The organism is Kitasatospora cinereorecta (assembly GCF_024172095.1).
GTDB lineage: Bacteria > Actinomycetota > Actinomycetes > Streptomycetales > Streptomycetaceae > Kitasatospora > Kitasatospora cinereorecta.
The window spans coordinates 374085-392396 of the sequence record NZ_JAMZDX010000002.1; the positions used below are offsets into that span (position 1 = coordinate 374085).

13 protein-coding genes are annotated in these 18312 nt (G+C 73.9%); 10 read left to right on the plus strand and 3 right to left on the minus strand.

Annotated features, from left to right (window positions below):
* Positions 1-125 precede the first annotated feature (125 nt).
* Complete coding sequence (locus FHR36_RS08625; RefSeq protein ID WP_253795377.1) at positions 126-1238, minus strand: aminotransferase class I/II-fold pyridoxal phosphate-dependent enzyme; 1113 nt, start codon at positions 1236-1238, stop codon at positions 126-128.
* Positions 1239-1408: 170 nt separating this feature from the next.
* Here FHR36_RS08625 and FHR36_RS08630 point away from each other — a divergent pair, with 170 nt between their 5' ends.
* Positions 1409-1969, plus strand: coding sequence for an antibiotic biosynthesis monooxygenase (locus FHR36_RS08630; RefSeq protein ID WP_253795378.1), 561 nt, complete (start codon positions 1409-1411; stop codon positions 1967-1969).
* Between the two features lie 63 nt (positions 1970-2032).
* Here the strand turns inward: FHR36_RS08630 and FHR36_RS08635 are convergent, their stop codons facing one another.
* Positions 2033-3208 (minus strand): winged helix DNA-binding domain-containing protein, encoded by a 1176-nt coding sequence (locus FHR36_RS08635; protein ID WP_253795379.1) that lies wholly within the window; start codon positions 3206-3208, stop codon positions 2033-2035.
* 231 nt (positions 3209-3439) lie between these two features.
* On the opposite strand from FHR36_RS08635, the gene FHR36_RS08640 reads away from it, so the two are divergent.
* Positions 3440-5482, plus strand: a complete 2043-nt coding sequence (locus tag FHR36_RS08640; RefSeq protein ID WP_407660807.1) for a glycoside hydrolase family 6 protein — start codon at positions 3440-3442, stop codon at positions 5480-5482.
* Positions 5483-5563: 81 nt separating this feature from the next.
* Here the strand turns inward: FHR36_RS08640 and FHR36_RS08645 are convergent, their stop codons facing one another.
* On the minus strand, positions 5564-7327 hold the full coding sequence (locus FHR36_RS08645; RefSeq protein ID WP_253795380.1) for a glycoside hydrolase family 15 protein: 1764 nt from the start codon (positions 7325-7327) through the stop codon (positions 5564-5566).
* 176 nt (positions 7328-7503) lie between these two features.
* Between FHR36_RS08645 and FHR36_RS08650 the strand changes: the two genes are divergently transcribed.
* The 8 genes from FHR36_RS08650 (at position 7504) to FHR36_RS08685 (ending at position 18311) form a co-directional block, all read left to right on the plus strand.
* Complete coding sequence (locus FHR36_RS08650) at positions 7504-8313, plus strand: SAM-dependent methyltransferase (RefSeq protein WP_253795381.1); 810 nt, start codon at positions 7504-7506, stop codon at positions 8311-8313.
* Positions 8310-10433 carry a putative bifunctional diguanylate cyclase/phosphodiesterase gene (locus tag FHR36_RS08655; protein WP_253795382.1) on the plus strand — a complete coding sequence of 708 codons (2124 nt, stop codon included), beginning with the start codon at positions 8310-8312 and terminating at the stop codon, positions 10431-10433. The genes FHR36_RS08650 and FHR36_RS08655 overlap by 4 nt, the downstream gene beginning before the upstream one ends.
* 255 nt (positions 10434-10688) lie before the next feature.
* Positions 10689-11525, plus strand: a complete 837-nt coding sequence (locus FHR36_RS08660; protein WP_253795384.1) for a glycosyltransferase family 2 protein — start codon at positions 10689-10691, stop codon at positions 11523-11525.
* Positions 11525-12871, plus strand: coding sequence for a glycosyltransferase family 2 protein (locus FHR36_RS08665; RefSeq protein WP_253795385.1), 1347 nt, complete (start codon positions 11525-11527; stop codon positions 12869-12871). Before FHR36_RS08660 ends, FHR36_RS08665 begins: the two co-directional genes overlap by 1 nt.
* Positions 12868-14115 (plus strand): glycosyltransferase family 2 protein, encoded by a 1248-nt coding sequence (locus FHR36_RS08670; protein ID WP_253795387.1) that lies wholly within the window; start codon positions 12868-12870, stop codon positions 14113-14115. Before FHR36_RS08665 ends, FHR36_RS08670 begins: the two co-directional genes overlap by 4 nt.
* Positions 14112-15485 carry a lipopolysaccharide biosynthesis protein gene (locus FHR36_RS08675; protein WP_253795389.1) on the plus strand — a complete coding sequence of 458 codons (1374 nt, stop codon included), beginning with the start codon at positions 14112-14114 and terminating at the stop codon, positions 15483-15485. The genes FHR36_RS08670 and FHR36_RS08675 overlap by 4 nt, the downstream gene beginning before the upstream one ends.
* Positions 15485-16426 carry a glycosyltransferase family 2 protein gene (locus FHR36_RS08680; RefSeq protein ID WP_253795391.1) on the plus strand — a complete coding sequence of 314 codons (942 nt, stop codon included), beginning with the start codon at positions 15485-15487 and terminating at the stop codon, positions 16424-16426. Before FHR36_RS08675 ends, FHR36_RS08680 begins: the two co-directional genes overlap by 1 nt.
* Positions 16419-18311, plus strand: a complete 1893-nt coding sequence (locus FHR36_RS08685) for a glycosyltransferase (RefSeq protein ID WP_253795394.1) — start codon at positions 16419-16421, stop codon at positions 18309-18311. Before FHR36_RS08680 ends, FHR36_RS08685 begins: the two co-directional genes overlap by 8 nt.
* The last annotated feature ends 1 nt before the right edge of the window (position 18312 follow it).

Sequence of the window (18312 nt, forward strand, 5' to 3'; positions counted from 1 at the left end):
CGTCTCCTGCCGTCCCGCGGCCGAATGCGGGCGTACGGGTATCACCGGACTCACCATCCCTCGGGTATGCGGTTGCGGCCCGGTACTTCCTGCTCAGTCTGCCCCGCGGCAAACCTCGGCGCTTCTCAGAGCGCGTTGTCGCTGGTCAACCGGGTGAGTGCGGTTCGCAGACGGTCGAGCGGGAGGGCGAAATTCAGCCGCAGGCATCCGGAACCGGCCACTCCGAAGTCCGCGCCGTCCGAGAGTTCGACCTTGCGCTCCGTGAGCAGCCGGCCGCGGCTGCCGAGGCCCGTACCGTCCAGCCACAGCAGGTACGACGCCTGCGGACGGGCCAGCACCGCGCCGCCGAGCGCCGCCGTCGCCAGGTCCCGCGCCGCGGTCAGGTGCGCCAGCAGGTCGTCCAGCCACGGCCCGCCCTCGGCCAGCGCCGCCCGCTGCACCACCTGCTCCAGCAGCCCGCCCTCCCACAGCCCGTACCCGGCCATCACCGCCGCGAGCCGCTCCCGCAGCCCGGGATCCGGCACCAGCGCGAAACTGCTCGGCACGCCGGACGCGTTGAACGTCTTGCCCACCGAGTTGAGCGTCACCACGTGCCGGGCGCCGCCGGTCACCGCCACCGCCACCGGATGCTCCTGCCCCGCGTCCGGGTGCACCAGGTCCCCGTGCACCTCGTCCGAGACCAGCAGTCCGCCCCGCCCGGCCACCAGCTCGGCGAGCGCGGCGATCTCGTCGGCCCGCCACAGCCGGCCCGACGGGTTGTGCGGACTGCTCAGCAGCACCAGCCCCGGCCGGTGCCGCGCGAACTCCGCCACCGGCAGCCGGTAGCCCTCCGCCCCCCGGGTGAACGGCACCTCCCGGAACGCCACCCCCGCCGCCCGGCAGATCTGCCCGAACCCGCCCCACTCCGGCGACCCGAACACCGCCGGGCCCGGCAGCTCCCCGACCGCCTCCACCAGCAGGCGCACCGCCGTCCGCGGCCCGAACGGCAGCAGCATCACCCAGTCCGGATCCACCTCCACCCGGTGCCGCTGCCGGTACCACCGCGCCACCAGCTCCCGGTCCGCCTCCTCGCACACCGTGTAGCCCAGCGCCCCGTGCCGCGCCCGCTCCGCCAGCGCCGCGCCCACGGCCGGCGGGCCCGGCAGATCCATGTCCGCCAGGCCCAGCGCGATCCGGCCCGCCCCGGCCCGCGCCCACTTGGCACTCCCCGTGCCCGACCGATCGAACTCCCCGAACACCGCACCTCCCGCGCACCGCCTACCCGACCACCCCCTCCTACCCAGCGCCGCCGCCCGCGCCCACCGCTGTCCACCGAATGGTCGGGCACGTCGTGAACCGCGCCTGGCGCGTACCCTGCCGGGTGATCGACTCCGCGAGGGGAGCGGCACCGCACCACCGGGGGTACGCCATGACGACGCTGGAACAGACCGCCGGCGAGGAGGTCACCCTCTTCGTCGCCCGCCGGGTCGACCGCGGCCACGAGCAGGAGTTCGAACGCTGGGCCCGCGCCATCCTCGGCGCCGCCGCCGCACACCCCGGCAACCTCGGCACCGGCCTGCTCCGCCCCTCCGCCCCCGGCGAACCCTGGCACCTGCTGCTGCACTTCCGCGACGCCGACGCCTTCCGCGCCTGGCAGCTCTCCCCGGCCCGCGCCGCCTGCTTCGCCAGGGCCGACGGCCACCACGTCGAGGTCGCCCGCCGCGAACTCCACGGCATGGAAGGCTGGTTCGCCACCACTCCGGCCGGCGCCAGGAGCGCGCCGCCGCCCCGCTGGAAGATGACGATCGCCTCCACCCTCGCCATCGCCCCGCTCACCCTCACCACCAACCTGCTGCTCACCCCCCACCTCACCGCCCTCCCCGTCACCCTCCGCACCCTCCTCCTCGCACCCCTGATCAGCGCCCTGATGACGTACGTCGCCCTCCCCGCCACCACCACGGCCCTCCGCCGCTGGCTCTTCCCGCGCTGAGACTGTTCTTCCTCAGGGGCTCGGGGAACCTGCGATCGCGGCCGCCCCCGGTGACGAACCCTCTCAACTCGAAAGGCGCCGCTCCAGCGGAGTGCGGAACCGCGGAGTGATCCGCACATCCCCCACCCACCCCCGCAACCGCTCCGCCTCCACCGCGACGGCCGCCTCGACGGACGCCGCATCCGCCTCGGCCCCCAGCAGCTCCCAGACGATCTCCCCGTCCGCCCGCTGCGCCCAGCCGCCGACGATCCGGCCGTTCCACCACACGGTCGGCCCGATGTTGCCCGAGCGGTCGACCAGCTCACCCCGCAGCGCCGCGCCGAAGTACCAGTCGCGCTGCTGCCACCCCATCGCCGTCGGGTCCAGCGAGGGCAGCAGTGCCGCCCAAGGCTCCGCGGGCGCGGCCACCGCCTCCGCGTCCCCGGGCAGGACGTACCCCTCGCCGCCGTCCTCCAGCTCGACGGCGACGGCGTCGCACGCGGCGAGTGCGGCCCGGACCTCCCGGACGCCCCAGCCGGTCCACCACTTCAGGTCCTCCGCGGTCGCCGGGCCGTACGAGGCGAGCCACCGCGCGGCGAGTGCGGCCTGGGCGTCGGCGACGGGCAGCGGCGGGTAGGGCCGGTGCAGCGCCCACTGGTGCTGGCTGCTGGTCCAGCTGCCGACCGGCCGGCGGCGGACGATGGCGCCCTCCATGCCGAGGACGCGCAGCAGCCGCATGCTGACACTCTGCGTGGTCGCGTACGAGGTGCCGACGCCGTACGGGATCTCCTGGCGCAGCTCGGGCACCAGGGTGCCGAGTCGGGCGCCGGTCGCCTCGCCGGCGTCGGCCAGGGCGGCGAGGGTGCGGTCCTCGACCCGGGCGGTCCAGCCGGCGTCCAGGCCGGCGGCGGCGAACGCGGCGAGCATGGAACGGCGTTCGCGCGCGGCGACCTTGAGGGTGGTGGAGGAGTGGACGACGGGCGCGGCGGCCTCGTCGACGACGAACAGGGTGTGCCGCATGCCGTGCATCCGGACCAGGGTGTCGTCCTCGTAGAGCGCCTGCTCGGTGGGGGCGGCGGACGGTGCGCGGAGCCGGGCGGCGACGGAGAGGAAGACGGTGGACGGGTCGGTGGCGTGCAGGGCGACGACCGCGCCCGCGACGTCCTCGGTCCGGTCGGCCCGGTGCGCGGGCGCCAGCAGGTGGCGGACGCCCAGCCGGGCGCGGCGCTGCTCGTCGTCGATCCGGGGGCGGGCGGTCATCGCGGGCGGGCTCCTTCGGTCGGTGCCGGGCCCGGGCGGGACGTCGGGCTCCCCGCCAGTGATAGCAAACCGCGGGCCCGCACCGCAGCGCGACAGCACCGTCCGCAGCCGACAGTCCGTCAATGCGGGAGCGCTCCCACCAAGTTCGGTCGAAGTCCTTGACGTGCATGCGCCTGCATGGGTTCATATCCCGTGACCCCGGGCCCAGTTGGGCCTTCGGGTCCACCAGATATGGGAGCGCTCCCACACGTGGCTCCCAGCAGGGTCCGTCCCCCACCCGAAAGGATCCCGTCTGTGTCGGCCCAACTGCTCAGCCGTCTGAGGACGGCCGCGGCCGCCGTGGCGCTCAGCGCCGCGTCCGTGCTGCCGATCGCGACCGCGCAGTCCGCCCATGCGGCGGCCGCCCGCGTCGACAACCCCTACGTCGGCGCCGGGGTCTACGTGAACCCCGAGTGGTCCGCCAAGGCCGCCGCCGAGCCCGGCGGCACGGCGGTCTCCGACCAGCCGACCGCCGTCTGGCTGGACCGGATCGCCGCGATCAACGGCGTGAACGGCTCGATGGGCCTGCGGGCCCACCTCAACGCCGCGGTCGCCCAGTCGCAGGCGGCCGGCAGGCCGGTCGTCTTCCAGGTGGTCGTCTACGACCTCCCCGGCCGCGACTGCGCGGCGCTCGCCTCCAACGGTGAGCTCGGCCCGACCGAGATCGGGCGCTACAAGAGCGAGTTCATCGACCCGATCGCGACGATCCTGGCCGACCCGGCCTACGCGAGCCTGCGGATCGTCACCACGATCGAGATCGACTCGCTGCCCAACCTGGTGACCAACGCGGGCGGCACCGCCACCGCCACCCCGCAGTGCGACACCATGAAGGCCAACGGCAACTACGTCACCGGCGTCGGCTACGCCCTGGCCAAGCTGGGCGCGATCCCGAACGTCTACAACTACATCGACGCGGGCCACCACGGCTGGCTGGGCTGGGACTCCAACCTCGGTCCGGCGGTGGACGTGCTCAAGCAGGCGGCGACCGCCTCCGGCTCGACCGTCGCCGATGTCCAGGGCTTCATCGTCAACACCGCCAACTACTCGGCGCTGAAGGAGCCCGACTTCACCATCGACGACACGGTGAACGGCACCTCGGTGCGGCAGAGCAAGTGGGTGGACTGGAACCGGTACGTCGACGAGACCACCTACGCCAAGGCGTTCCGGGACAAGGCGGTGGCGGCCGGGTTCGACGCGAACATCGGCATGCTGATCGACACCTCCCGCAACGGCTGGGGCGGCGCCGGCCGTCCGGCCGGGCCCGGCCCGAAGACCTCGGTGGACGCGTACGTGGACGGCGGCCGGATCGACCGCCGGTTCCAGACCGGCAACTGGTGCAACCAGTCCGGCGCGGGCCTCGGCGAGCGTCCGAAGGCGGCCCCCGAGGCCGGCATCGACGCCTACGTGTGGGTGAAGCCGCCCGGCGAGTCGGACGGCGCCAGCTCGGCCGTCGCCAACGACGAGGGCAAGGGCTTCGACCGGATGTGCGACCCGACGTACACCGGCAACGCCCGCAACAACAACAACATGTCGGGCGCGCTGCCGAACGCCCCGCTGGCCGGCCACTGGTTCTCCGCGCAGTTCCAGGAGCTGCTGAAGAACGCCTACCCGCCGGTGGGCGGCGGTGGCGGCACCACGGACACCACCGCCCCGACCGCGCCCACCGGGCTGACCGCCCCCGCGACCACGAGCAGCAGCGTCTCGCTCGCCTGGACGGCCGCCACCGACAACGTCGGCGTCACCGGCTACGACGTGTACCGCGGCGCCACCCTGGTCGCATCGACCTCGGCCACCTCGTACACCGACAGCGGGCTGAGCGCCGCCACCGCGTACAGCTACACCGTCCGGGCCAGGGACGCGGCCGGCAACGTCTCGGCGGCCTCCGCGGCCCTCGCGGTGACCACCCCGGGCTCCGGCGGTGGCGGCGGGTCGGCCGGCTGCACCGCCACGTACCGGATCAGCAGCGACTGGGGCGCCGGGTTCAACGCCGACGTCACCGTCACCAACACCGGCGCGAGCGCCACCAAGGGCTGGAAGGTGACCTGGACCTTCGCCGGCAACCAGCAGGTCACCAACTTGTGGAACGGCGCCGTGACCCAGTCGGGCAGCGCGGTGACCGTGCTCAACGCCGGCTACAACGGCGCGATCGCGGCCGGTGGATCCACCGGATTCGGCTTCGGAGCCTCCTACTCCGGCGCCAACGCCGTTCCGACGCTCACCTGCACCGCGAGCTGACCCGCTGCACCCGATCCGTCGAACCAGCCGCCCGCACCCGGACGTTCCGGGTGCGGGCGGTCCGTCGTCGCCCCGACCGGATCAACCCGTCAGCAGGAAGGCCGAGTTGACCAGGGCGACATGGGTGAAGGCCTGCGGGGTGTTGCCGAGCTGGCGGCCGGCCACCGGGTCCCACTGCTCGGAGAGCAGCCCGAGGTCGTTGCCGAGGCCGACCACCTGGCCGAACAGGTCGCGGGCCTCGGCGACCCGGCCGAGCGCGGCCAGCGCGTCCGCGAGCCAGAACGAGCAGGCAAGGAAGGCGCCTTCGGGTCCGTCCAGGCCGTCCGAGCCGGTCTCGGTGGAGTAGCGGCGGACGAAGCCGCCGTGGTCGAGCCCCTCTCGGACGGCCTCCACGGTGCGGGCCACCCGGGGGTCGTCCGGCGGCAGGAAGCCGGTCTTGGGGATGAACAGGGTGGCCGCGTCCAGCTCCTTGGCGCCGTAGCTCTGGACGAAGACGCCGCGGCGACGGTCGAAGCCGTTGGCGCAGACGTCGGCGTGCACCAGGTCGCGCATCGCCCGCCAGCGCTCCACCGGCGCGGGCAGGCCGGTGAGTTCGGCCATCTTCACGGCGCGGTCGGCGGCCACCCAGGCCATCACCTTGGAGTGGACGAAGTGGCGGCGCACGCCGCGCACCTCCCACAGGCCCTCGTCCGGCTCCGACCAGTGCTTCTCCAGGAAGGACATCAGCGCCCGCAGCAGGCTCCAGACCTGGCGCTCCATCGGGATGCCGGCCAGCAGGGCGAGGTGCAGGGTGTCCACCACCTCGCCGTAGACGTCCAGTTGGAGCTGGCGGATGGCGGCGTTGCCGAACCGGACCGGGGCCGAGCCCTGGTAGCCGGGCAGCCAGTCGGCGACCGTCTCGGGCAGCCCGCGCTCACCGGCCACGCCGTACACCGCCTGGAGGTCGCCGGGGTCGCCGGCGATGGCCCGCAGCAGCCACTTGCGCCAGGCCGCGGCCTCCTCGCGGAAGCCGCCGCGCAGCAGGGCGGAGAGCGTCATGCTGGAGTCGCGCAGCCAGCAGAAGCGGTAGTCCCAGTTGCGCTGGCCGCCGATCCGCTCGGGCAGCGAGGCGGTGGGGGCGGCGACGATCCCGCCGGTGGGCTCGTACGCGAGCGCCTTGAGGGTGATCAGCGAGCGCAGCACCGCCTCCCGCCACTCGCCCCGGTAGCGGCAGCCGGACGACCAGCGCTGCCAGCCCTCCAGGGTGCGCTCGAGCGCGGCGTCGGGGTCGCTGCGCGGGCTGGTGGTGAGGTGCGAGGGCTGCCAGGTGAGCACGAAGCGGACCCGCTCGCCGGCGTGGACGGTGAAGTCGGAGACGGTGGCGCCGTCCACGCCCATGGTGTGGACGCCGGGCGGCACCCGCAGCCAGGCGGAGTCGGGCCCGGCGACCGCGACCCGGTGGTGCTCGGTGCGGCGCACCCAGGGCTCGACCCGGCCGTGGTTGAAGCGCAGCCGCAGCTCGCCGCGCATCGGCACGCTGCCGTCCAGGCCCTCGACGATCCGGAACAGCTGGGGGACGCGGTCGCGCTGCGGCATGAAGTCGATCACCCGGACGCTGCCGTCCGGGGTCTCCCAGTGGGTCTCCAGCACCAGGCTGTCGCCGCGGTAGCGCCGGGTGGTGCACGGGCCGCCGCCCTGCGGGGCGAGCCGCCAGGCGCCGTGGTCGGCGGTGCCGAGCAGGCCGGCGAAGCAGCTGGGGGAGTCGAAACGGGGCAGGCAGAGCCAGTCGACCGAGCCGTCCCGTCCGACCAGGGCGGCGGTCTGGAGGTCTCCGATGAGGGCATAGTCCTCGATGCGTCCGGCCATCGTGGCCATTCTCCGCCGCTTTGCCGGTCGGTTCACGCCGACGGGGCCGGCGCGCCGACGGCAGGTCCGGCGCGCCCGCCGGGCTCCGCCCGTTCGGTCGTCACCGCTTGCGGCACCGATCCGGAATATAGGAAGATCTTTATGTCCTATTGTCATTTTCCGGAAGGGGTGCCGTGATGCGGCGACCGAACTGGGTGCCCGCCGGAACGGACCTGGACAAACCGAACGCGGCCCGGGTCTACGACTACTACCTGGGCGGCTCGCACAACTTCGAGGCCGACCGCCAGATGGCCCGCAAGGCCATGGAGCTCTGGCCCGACCTGCCGCGCATCATGCGGGCCAACCGGGCCTTCCTGCGCCGCTCGGTGCACCTCCTGGCGGAGGAGAAGGGCATCACCCGCTTCCTGGACATCGGCTCCGGCATCCCGACCTTCGGCCCCGTCCACGAGGTCGCCCGCGCGGTGCAGCCGGACACCCGGGTGGTGTACGTGGACCGCGACCCGGTGGCGGTCGCGCACAGCCGGCTGATCCTGGCCGACGTCCCGGACTGCGCCGTGATCGAGGCCGACCTGCGGGACGTCGACGACCTGCTGTCGCGCCCCGAGGTGGTGGAGCTGCTGGAGCCCGGCGAGCCGGTGGCGGTGATGCTGGTGGCGGTGCTGCACTTCGTCACCGACGCGGACGAGCCGGAGAAGCTGGTCGCCCGGCTGCGCGAGGCGCTGCCGCCCGGCAGCGCGCTGGTGGTCTCGCACGCGGGCCTGGAGGGCCGCCCCGACCAGGCCGGCTCCCACCAGGACCTGTACAAGCGCACCCCGACCCCGCTGACCATGCGCAGCAAGGACCGGGTGCGCGGTTTCTTCGAGGGCTTCGAGCTGCTCGAACCAGGAGTCGTCTACCTGCCCGAGTGGCGGCCGGACGAGCCGGGCACGGTCGGCCCGCACCCGGAGCGGATGACCGGACTGGCCGGCGTCGGACTGCTGCCGTGAGCGAGGCGGACCCGGCGGAGACCGGCGGCGAATTCCACGCCGCCTGGACCGCCATGCTCCGGGCGGGCCACGGCAGCGCGGTGCACCCGAGCGTGCTCGGCCGGCTGGCGGCCGAGTCCGGCGACCTGCTGTACCGGGCGGCCCAGGACCAGCCCTTCCAGCCGCGGCTGGCCGGGCAGGCCGGCGCGCTGCTGGTGGACAACCACTTCACCGACCCCGCGGTGCTGGCCGACGCGCTGGAGGTGCTGCAGGCCCAGCCGCTGCCGGACGACCGCGGCCCGGCGCTGTGCGGCGCCTTCGCGGCCGGCTGGGCGGCGGCGCTGCGCGAGCGCACCCTGCGTGAGCAGGAGACCATCCGGCTGGCGGCGGACACCGCCCGGCAGGAGGTGGAGAAGGCGCTGCGGGCCTCCGAGGCCCGGTTCCGGGCGCTGTTCGAGAGCGCGGCGATCGGCATCGGCCTGGGTGACACCGACGGCAACATCCTGGCGGTCAACCGGGCGCTCGGCGAGATCTTCGGCGGCGGACCGGAGGACATGACCGGGGTACGGGTCAACGACCTGGTGCACCCCGAGGACACCCCGGGCGTCTGGGAGGCGTACGAGGAGCTGATCGGCGGCAAGCGGGAGTACTTCCAGTTCGACAAGCCGTACTACCGCCGGGACGGCGAGGTGGTGTGGACCCACCTGACCGTCTCGCTGATCCGCGACGACGACGGCACCCCGCTGTACCAGGTGGCGATGCTGGAGGACATCACCGACCGCTACCGGCTGCAGGAGCGGCTGCGCCACCAGGCCACCCACGACCCGCTGACCGGTCTGCCCAACCGGGCGGCCTTCTTCGAGCGGCTGGAGAAGCTCTTCGAGGAGCCGGAGCCGGGCGCCCGCTTCGGGCTGTGCTACGTCGACCTGGACGGCTTCAAGGTGGTCAACGACAGCCTGGGCCACGACATGGGCGACCAGCTGCTGACCGCGGTGGCGGGCCGCCTGGACGCGGCGCTCAGCCCGCTCGGTCACCTGGTCGCCCGCCTCGGCGGCGACGAGTTCGTGGTGCTGCTGGAGAACTGCCGGGGCGAGCAGGAGGCGGTCGCGGCGGCCAAGACGGTGCTGGCCGCGCTCGCCAAGCCGGTCCTGATCGGCGACCACAAGCTGGCGGTCGGGGCGAGCGTCGGCGTCCTGGAGCGCCGAATCGCCACCACCACGCCGGGCGCCGCCGTACGGGCCGCCGACCTGACCCTGTACCGGGCCAAGGAGGCCGGCCGGGGCCGGTGGACCCTGTTCGACCCGAAGGAGAACGCCCGCGCGGTCAGCCGCTACGCGGTGTCGGTGCGGATGCCGGCGGCCCTCGACCGCGGAGAGTTCTTCATCGACTACCAGCCGATGGTCGACCTGGCGGACGGTTCGATGGCCGGCGTCGAGGCGCTGGTGCGCTGGCGCCACCCGCAGCTGGGCGTGCTCGGCCCGGACGAGTTCGTCGGCGTGGCCGAGGAGACCGGTCTGATCATGCCGCTCGGGCGCTGGGTGCTGGAGCAGGCCTGCGGCCAGGCCGCCGACTGGGTGGCCAGGTTCGGCGACCGCGCGCCCAAACTGAGCGTCAACCTGGCGGTCCGTCAGGCCCGCAACGCCGGGCTGGTGTCGGACATCGACCGGATCCTGCGCTCCACCGGGCTGGACCCCGCCCGGCTCCAGTTGGAGATCACCGAGTCCACCGTGGTCGGCCCCGAGGACGAGGCGCTGAAGGCGCTGCACGCCCTGGTCGACATGGGCGTCTCGCTGGCGGTGGACGACTTCGGCACCGGCTGGTCCAACTTGGCCTACCTGCGCGACCTTCCGGTCTCCGCGCTGAAGATCGCCGGCTCCTTCGTCGGCGACCTGCACGACCCCGCCAAGGACACCCACCTGGGCTGGCGGATCGTCAGCGGCCTGGTGTCGCTGGCCCATACGCTCGGTCTGACCGTCACCGCCGAGGGTGTGGAGAGCCGCGCCGACGCCGAGCGGCTGCGACTGATGGGCTGCGACTGGGCGCAGGGCTGGCACTTCGGCCGGCCGGTGCGCCCCGGTGAGATCGCCCGCCGGATCGCCGAGGCCAATCTGCCCGAATCGGACTTTGCGGGCGAACGGTAAAAAAGTCGGTCATAACTACTTGACGTGACGTCCGTCCCGGGATGAGGATGGGGCCACCGGAACCGCTTCGCGGCGGAGTTCCGGTCTCGCCGGGCACCGCCGGTTCCCGGCCGAGTGAGCAGACGCCTTACCGGGCCGGGGGGTCGAGCGGGGGAGTTTTCCGGGGCTGGGGATCCGCGCCCGTGCGTCGTGCATCGCTCTTCTCCTACGCCACGGGCGCCGTGCGCCCGCGTGCTTCCCCGAGGGGCTCCCGCGATGAGCACCACTCTGCCCTCCGACCGTCACGGTCAGGTCGTCCCGTACCCCATGCACGACGGCCATCCCATGCGCCGGTCCGACGACCGGGAATCCCAACCCGTACCGCGGCGGCGGGCCACCGACAAGGCCAGGGCCAGCGTCAGCCTGGTCGTCCCGGCCCGCGACGAGGCCCGCAACATCCCCTGGGTGTTCGAGCAGATCCCGCGCTGCGTCGACGAGGTGATTCTGGTGGACGGCTCGTCCAGCGACGCCACCGTCGCCGTCGCCCGCGAGTGCCTGCCGAGCGTGCGCAGCGTCCAGCAGAAGGGCCCCGGCAAGGGCTCGGCCCTGCGCACCGGCTTCGCCGCCGCCACCGGCGACTACGTGGTGATGATGGACGCCGACGGTTCGATGTGGCCCGGCGAGATCCCGCACTACCTCCACTTCCTCGACAACGGCTACGACTTCGTCAAGGGGTCGCGCTGCATCGCCGGCGGCGGGTCGCTGGACTTCACCCGCACCCGAGCGTTCGGCAACCGCGTGCTGCTGGCCGTCGTGAACCGGCTGTACCACTCCGGCCTCACCGACCTGTGCTACGGCTACTGCGCGTTCCGGCGCACCTTCCTGGACGAGCTCGACCTGCGGTCCACCGGTTTCGAGATCGAGGCCGAGATGATCGCCCACGCACTGCGCTCGGGCCTGCGCATCGCCGAGGTCCCGAGCCTCGAACTTCCCCGCCGCAGCGGTCGCTCGCACCTGCACGCCGTCTCCGACGGCCGAAGGGTGCTGCGAACCCTGATCGCCGAACGTCCCGGCGTCAGGACCGCGGCGCCCCATGCCGTGGGGGAGGAGTGATGAATGGCTACGACCGGCGCACCGCTGCGGCCTGCCCCCGCTATGCCGCCCGTGACTCGTTCTACACCCCCGTCAGGGTCGTCGAGCTGGACCTGGACGAACCGAGCGAGCTGCGCTCGCCCGGAGGTCTCGGACCGGTCGACCCCGACGGCCGCGTGTTGGCGTTGGTGCGGCTGCACGGACACCCGCTCGGCTTGGTGAAGGCCACCGGAGCAGCAGGCGAGACCGCCACGCTGTGCCGGGCGCTGGTCGATGCCGCCTACCGGGAACTCCACGTTCCCGCCAGGTCCACCGCGACACCCGCGGCGCGGCGAAGTCGGGTCGCCCGCGCCCGGGTGCCCGCGGGACACCCGCTGGTCTCGGTGATCGTCTGCACCCGGGACCGGGCGGACATGCTGCCCGACTGCCTGGACGCGCTCACCCGGATCAGGTACCCGAACCTCGAGCTGATCGTGGTCGACAACAACGACCCCGACGTCCACGACACCGAGAACGTGGTCCGCGCCGGCTACCCGGACACCGTCCGCTACCTGCGCGAGCCGGTCCGCGGCGCCTCCCGGGCCCGCAACCGCGGCCTCGCCGCGGCGCACGGCGAGATCTGCGCGTTCACCGACGACGACACCGTCGCCGACCCCGGCTGGATCGGCGCCGTGGTGGAGGCCTTCCAGGCGGACCGCCGGGTCGGCTGCGTCACCGGCCTGATGCTGCCCGCCGAACTCGACACCGAGGCCCAGGCCATCGTGGAGACCTACGGCGGACCGACCCGCGGCTTCGCGCCGTTCAGCGCCTCGCTGCGCGAGCGCCTGGACGACCCGCTGCTGCGCTTCTCGGTCGGACGCTTCGGGGCCGGCGCCAACATGGCCTTCCGCACCGACGTGCTCCGCCAGATCGGCGGCTTCGACGAGCGGACCGGGCCCGGCACGCCCACCCGCGGCGGCGAGGACCTGCTGGCCTTCCTGCGCGTCCTGACCGCCGGGCACACCGTGACCTACCACCCCGACGGGCTCATCTGGCACCGCCACCGCCGGACCATGGCCGCCCTGGAGACCCAGGTCTTCGGCTTCGGCACCGGCTACGGGGCCTGCCTGGCCGCCGCGGTGTCCCAGCAGCCGAGCCTGCTGGCGAGCCTGCTGCGCCTGCTGCCGTACGGCCTGTGGCGCTGGGCGGCGGCCCGCCGCCGGCACAGCACCACCGCCCGCTGCAACCCGTCCACGGCCCGGCAGGACTCGCTGCGCCGGCTCAGCATGCTGGAGGCCCGCGGCCTCGCCTACGGCCCGTTCTGCTACGCACTGAGCGTCTGGCGCAAGCGCGGCACCGCCGCCATCGAGCTGGGAGGACGGTCGTGACCTCCACCACCGTCACCGCCGTCCGCCCGGACGGGCCGGTCCAGGTCGTCGAACTGGACCTCGACCGGCCCACCGAACTCAACCGCCCCGGCGGCGAGCCGCTCACCGCTCCCGCCGGACCGGTCCTCGCCCTGGTCCGCCACGCCGGGCGCCCGCTCGGCCTGGTCGGCTCCGGCGGACCGGCCCGCGAGGTGACCGCCCTGTGCGACGACGTGGTGGCGGCCGCCCGTCGGGAGTTCGACCACCCCGCACCCGCCGACGCACCGGCCGACCCCACCGAGCCGCCCACCGTCTCCGTCATCGTCTGCACGCACAACCGGGAAGGGATCCTGCCGCGCTGCCTCGACTCACTCCTGCGGACCGGCTATCCGCACGTCGAGGTCATCGTGGTGGACAACGCACCCGCGAACGACGCCACCGAGACGCTCGTCCAGGTGCGCTACCCCGACCAGGTCCGCTACCTGCGCGAGCCGGTGGCGGGCCTGGCACGGGCCCGCAACCGGGGACTCGCGGCCGCCCGCGGCGAGATCTGCGCCTTCGCCGACGACGACCTCGTCATCGACGCCGGCTGGGTCGGGGCGCTGGCCGAGCCCTTCCGCCGCGACCGGCGGATCGGCTGCGTCACCGGACTGGTGCTGCCGTCCGAACTGGACACCCCCGCCCAGCGCGTCCTGGAGCGCTACGGCGGCTACTCCAAGGGCTTCGCCGCCCGCAGCTGGTCGCTGGCCGACCACCCGGACGACCCGCTCTTCCCGTTCGCCACCGGCCGGCTCGGCACCGGCGCCAACATGGCCTTCCGCACCGACCTGCTGCGCGCCATCGGCGGCTTCGACGCCGCCACCGGCACCGGCACCCCCGCCCGCGGCGGCGAGGAACTGCTCGCCTTCCTGCGCGTCCTCACCGCCGGGCACACCATCGCCTACCGGCCGGACGCCCTGGTCTGGCACCCCCACCCGCGCACCATGGCGGAGCTCAACGCCCAGGTCTTCGGCTTCGGCGTGGGCTTCGGCGCCTACCTGACCGCGGCCGTCTCGCACCGGCCCGCCCTGCTCGCCGCACTGGTCCGCCAGGTGCCCCGCGGGGTGTGGCAGACCGTCCGCCGCGGCCGCGGGCCCGCCGAACCGGCCGCCCGCCCGATCGCCCGCCTCGGCCGGCTCGAACTGCGCGGCCTGCTGTGCGGCCCGTTCTGCTACGCGCTCAGCGCCTGGCGCGAGCACGCCCTCGCCTCCGGAGGGCAGTCGTGACCACCCGCCCGCAGCTGACGGCGACCGCACCCGTGCGGCCGTGCTCCTGCCCGCTGCCGCTGCCCTGCCAGTGCTCCTACCGGCAACTGGTAGTGGCCCGGCTGCGGGCCGCCACGCCGGCCGGGCTGCGCGAGCCGCTGCTGCGCAACGGGCACATCCTGGCGGCCAGTTCGCTGGTGGCCGCGGGGCTCGGCTCGATCTTCTGGATCCTCTCCACCCGCTCGTACAGCGCCGAGAACGTCGGGCGCAGCTACGCGGCGCTGTCCGCCGCCACCTTCCTGTCCACCCTGGGCAGCTTCAACCTCGGCGACGTCCTGGTCCGCTTCGTGCCGACCGCCGGCCGGCACACCCGCCACCTGGTCCTGCGCTGCTACACGGTCAGCATCACCTTCAGCGCGCTGGCCGCCGGCGTCTTCCTGCTGCTGGTCCCCACCATCGCCCCCGGGCTCGCCTTCCTGCGCGATCCGCTGGTGGCCGCCGCCTTCGTCGCGGCGACCGCCGGCTACTCCGTCTTCGTGCTGCAGGACGGCGCCCTCACCGGGGTGCGGCGCACCGGCTGGGTACTGGCCGAGAACGCCATGTTCGCGGTGGCCAAGGTCGCCCTGCTGGCCACCTGCGCCGCACTGGCCCTGGGCTCCGGAATCCTGGTCTCCTGGGCGGCCGCGCTGGTGGTGGCGATCGTCATCACCAACACGGCGCTGTTCGCCCGGGCGATCCCGGCCCACCAGCGGGCCGCCCGCCCCGACGCCCGCCCGCCCGAGCGGGTGATGCGCTGGGCCACCTCCGACTACGTGGGCAACCTGTCCACCATCGGCACCTACAGCGTGGTGCCCCTGATGGTCCTCAACCACCTCGGGGCCGGCCACAGCGCCTACTACTCGCTCGCCTTCATCATCGCCGACACCCTGTACGCGGTCGCCTTCGCCATGGGCCACTCGCTGGTCGTCGAGGGCGCCCGCGACCCGGCCCGGCTCGCCGAGCTCGGCCGCCGGATGCTGCGCAACTCCGTCCTGCTGCTGTCCGCCGCGGCGGCGGTGGTGGTGGTCGGCGCGCCGTGGATCCTGCGGCTGTTCGGCCCGGAGTACGCCGCCAACGGCACCACGGTGCTGCGCCTGATGGCGCTGTCCACCGTGCCCAACGCGGTGCTCAGCGTCGCCATCCAGGTCGCCCGGGTGCGCCGTTCGGCGCTCGGGATGATCGGACTGCGGGTCGCCTTCGCCCTGCTCGTGGTCGGCCTGGTCGCCGGACTGCTGCCCGCCTTCGGACTGACCGGCGTCGGCGCGGCCTGGCTGATCGCCGAGTGCGCGATAGCACTCCCCCTGCTGCTCACACTCAACCGCTGGCTGCCGAAAAGGACCGGGAGGTCGTGATGGACGCCGTGCCGACCCTGTCCGTGGTGATCTGCACCTACACCCTGGACCGCTGGGACGATCTCCGGGCGGCCGTGACCTCGGTCAGCGGCCAGCGCAGGCCACCGGCCGAACTCCTGGTGGTGGTCGACCACTGCCCCGAGCTCGCCCGCCGCACCCTCAGCGACCTGCCCGGCACCCGGGTGCTCGCCAACCGGGAGCAGCGCGGCCTGTCCGGCGCCCGCAACACCGGCGTCGCGGCCGCCCGCGGCGAGGTGGTCGCCTTCCTCGACGACGACGCGGAGGCCGGGCCCGACTGGACCGACCGCCTGCTCGCCGCCTACCGCGACCCCGAGGTGCTCGGCGTCGGCGGACACGTCCAGGCCCGCTGGGACGACGGCCGGCCGTCCTGGTTCCCGCCCGAGTTCGACTGGGTGGTCGGCTGCTCGTACACCGGCCTGCCCCACGACGGCGGCCAGGTCCGCAACCTGATCGGCGCCAACATGTCCTTCCGCCGCGCCGACGTGGTGGCCGCCGGCGGCTTCCGACTCGACCTCGGCCGGGTCGGCACCCGGCCGCTGGGCTGCGAGGAGACCGAGCTGTGCATCCGGATGTCCGCGCGCCGGCCCGGCTCGGTGCTGCGGTACGAGCCCGCCGCCACCGTCCGCCACCACGTCCCCGCGCAGCGCGCCACCTGGTCGTACTTCGCGGCCCGCTGCTTCGCCGAGGGACGCTCCAAGGCCGCCATGTCCCGGCGCACCGGCCGCAGCCCGGCCCTGGCCAGCGAACGGACCTACCTGCGGCACGTCGTGCCGACGGCGCTGGTCCGGGCGCTGCGCCACCGGCAGCTGCGCACCGCGGCCGCCCTGGTCGGCGGCGTGGTCACCACGGTCGCCGGGTACGGCGTCGGCCTGCTGAAGGCCCGGGTCGCCGCGGCCGGACCGGGAGCCTCCGATGGTTGAGCAGGTGACCGGCCCGCCGCAGCCGGCCCAGGGCGACTCCGCCCGGGCGGTCATCCGCTCGGCCAGCACCGTGCTGCAGCGCGCCGCGGGCGGGGCCGGACCGGCCGGCTGGATCGTCCGGCTGGCGCTGCCCGCCGCACTCGGACTCTGGGCCTTCGCCCTCACCCGCACCCGGCTCGACCGGATGGGCGACCTCGGCCTGCTGCAGGCCCTGCCCCCGGCGTACTGGGCCGCGCTGGTCCTGCTCACGGTCGGCTTCGTCGTCGGCCTGCGCACCCCGCGGATCTCCCGGGCCTGGTCCGGGGCGTACGTGCTCGGCCTGATCGCGATCATCCACGCCACGCCCAGCCTGCTCTACCCCTCGCTGCGCTACGCCTGGGCCTGGAAGCACGTGGCGATCGTGGACGCGATGCTCCGTCACAACGGCACCGTCCCCGAGCCGCACAACCTCGACATCTACAACCAGTGGCCCGGTTTCTTCCAGCTCAACGTGCTGATCCTGCGGGTCACCGGCCTGCACTCGGCGCTCGGCTACGCCTCCTGGTACCCCGTCATCGCCAATGTGCTGCTGCTCGCACCGCTGCTGGCGATCTTCCGGACGCTCACCCAGGACCGGCGGCTGGTCTGGGGCGCGGTGTGGCTGTACTTCTCCACCTCCTGGGTGGGCCAGGACTACTTCTCCCCGCAGGCCTTCGCGTACCTGCTGTTCCTGACCGTGCTGGCCATGGTGCTGCGCCGGCTGCCCGCCCGGCAGCTCCACCCCGCCGGGGCCCCGGCCGACAGCGGCGCCCGGGCCCTCGGCGGGCCCCCCGAGGCCCGACCCCGGCGGGGCTGGCGGCCGCTGCCCTTCTGCCTGCTGGTGGTCCTGACGGCGGCGATCGTCTCCAGCCACCAGCTGACCCCGCTGATGCTGATCAGCTTCCTGACCATGCTGGCCGTCCCGCGGCGCAACCGCCGGGTGGTGCTGCCCGCGCTCGCCGTCGCCGTCGGGCTGACCTTCCTGTGGGACGCCACCGTCGCCCACCCCTACCTGTCGACCAACGTCGGCAACCTGGTCGGCGCTCTCACCTCGCCCGACCGCAACGCGCTGCCCGGCCTCTCCCGCCTGGGCGCCATGGCGCCCGCCCAGCTGTTCGCCTCCATGGTGGTCAAGGGCCTGACCGTCGGCATGGCGCTGCTCGCGCTGTCCGCGCTGGTGGTCCACCGCTGGACCCGGCACACCGCGCTGCCGTGGCTGCTGGTGGCCCCGGTGCCGCTGCTGCTGGCCAACGGCTACGGCGGAGAGATGATCTTCCGGGCGTACCTGTTCGCCCTGCCGGCCGCCGCCTTCCTGGCCGCCACGGTGCTGATCCCGACCGCGACCCGGCACGGCGCGGCGGTGCGGCTGCGGGTCTGGGGCTCCACCGCGGTGATGCTCGCCCTGCTGGGCAGCCTGTTCTTCGGCTACTACAGCAAGGAGCAGATGAATTACTTCACGCCGGACGAGGTCGCCGCGACCCGCTACGTCGCCGACGCCGCCCCGCCCGGCGCCCGGGTGGTCACCGTCACCGGCGACCTTCCCGGCGGCGAACTGCGCTACGACGAGCACGAACTGATCGTGCTGGCCAACGGTGCCCTGCCCGACCGGCAGCTGCTGGTCAACGACACCGCGGCCGAACTGGAGACCCAGCTGAACCAGCTCGGCGCCGGCGGACCGGTCTACCTGGTCCTGACCCGGGGCCAGGTGGCCGAGTCCCGCCTCACCGGCGTCTTCCCGGCCGGCACCCTCGAGAAGGTCCGGGCCGCGGCCGACGGCTCCCCGGACCTGAGGCCGGTCTTCTCCACCCCCGACGCGGTGGTCTACCACCTGGTCGGGCCCTCCACCCAGGCCGCCGGCGGGAACTGAG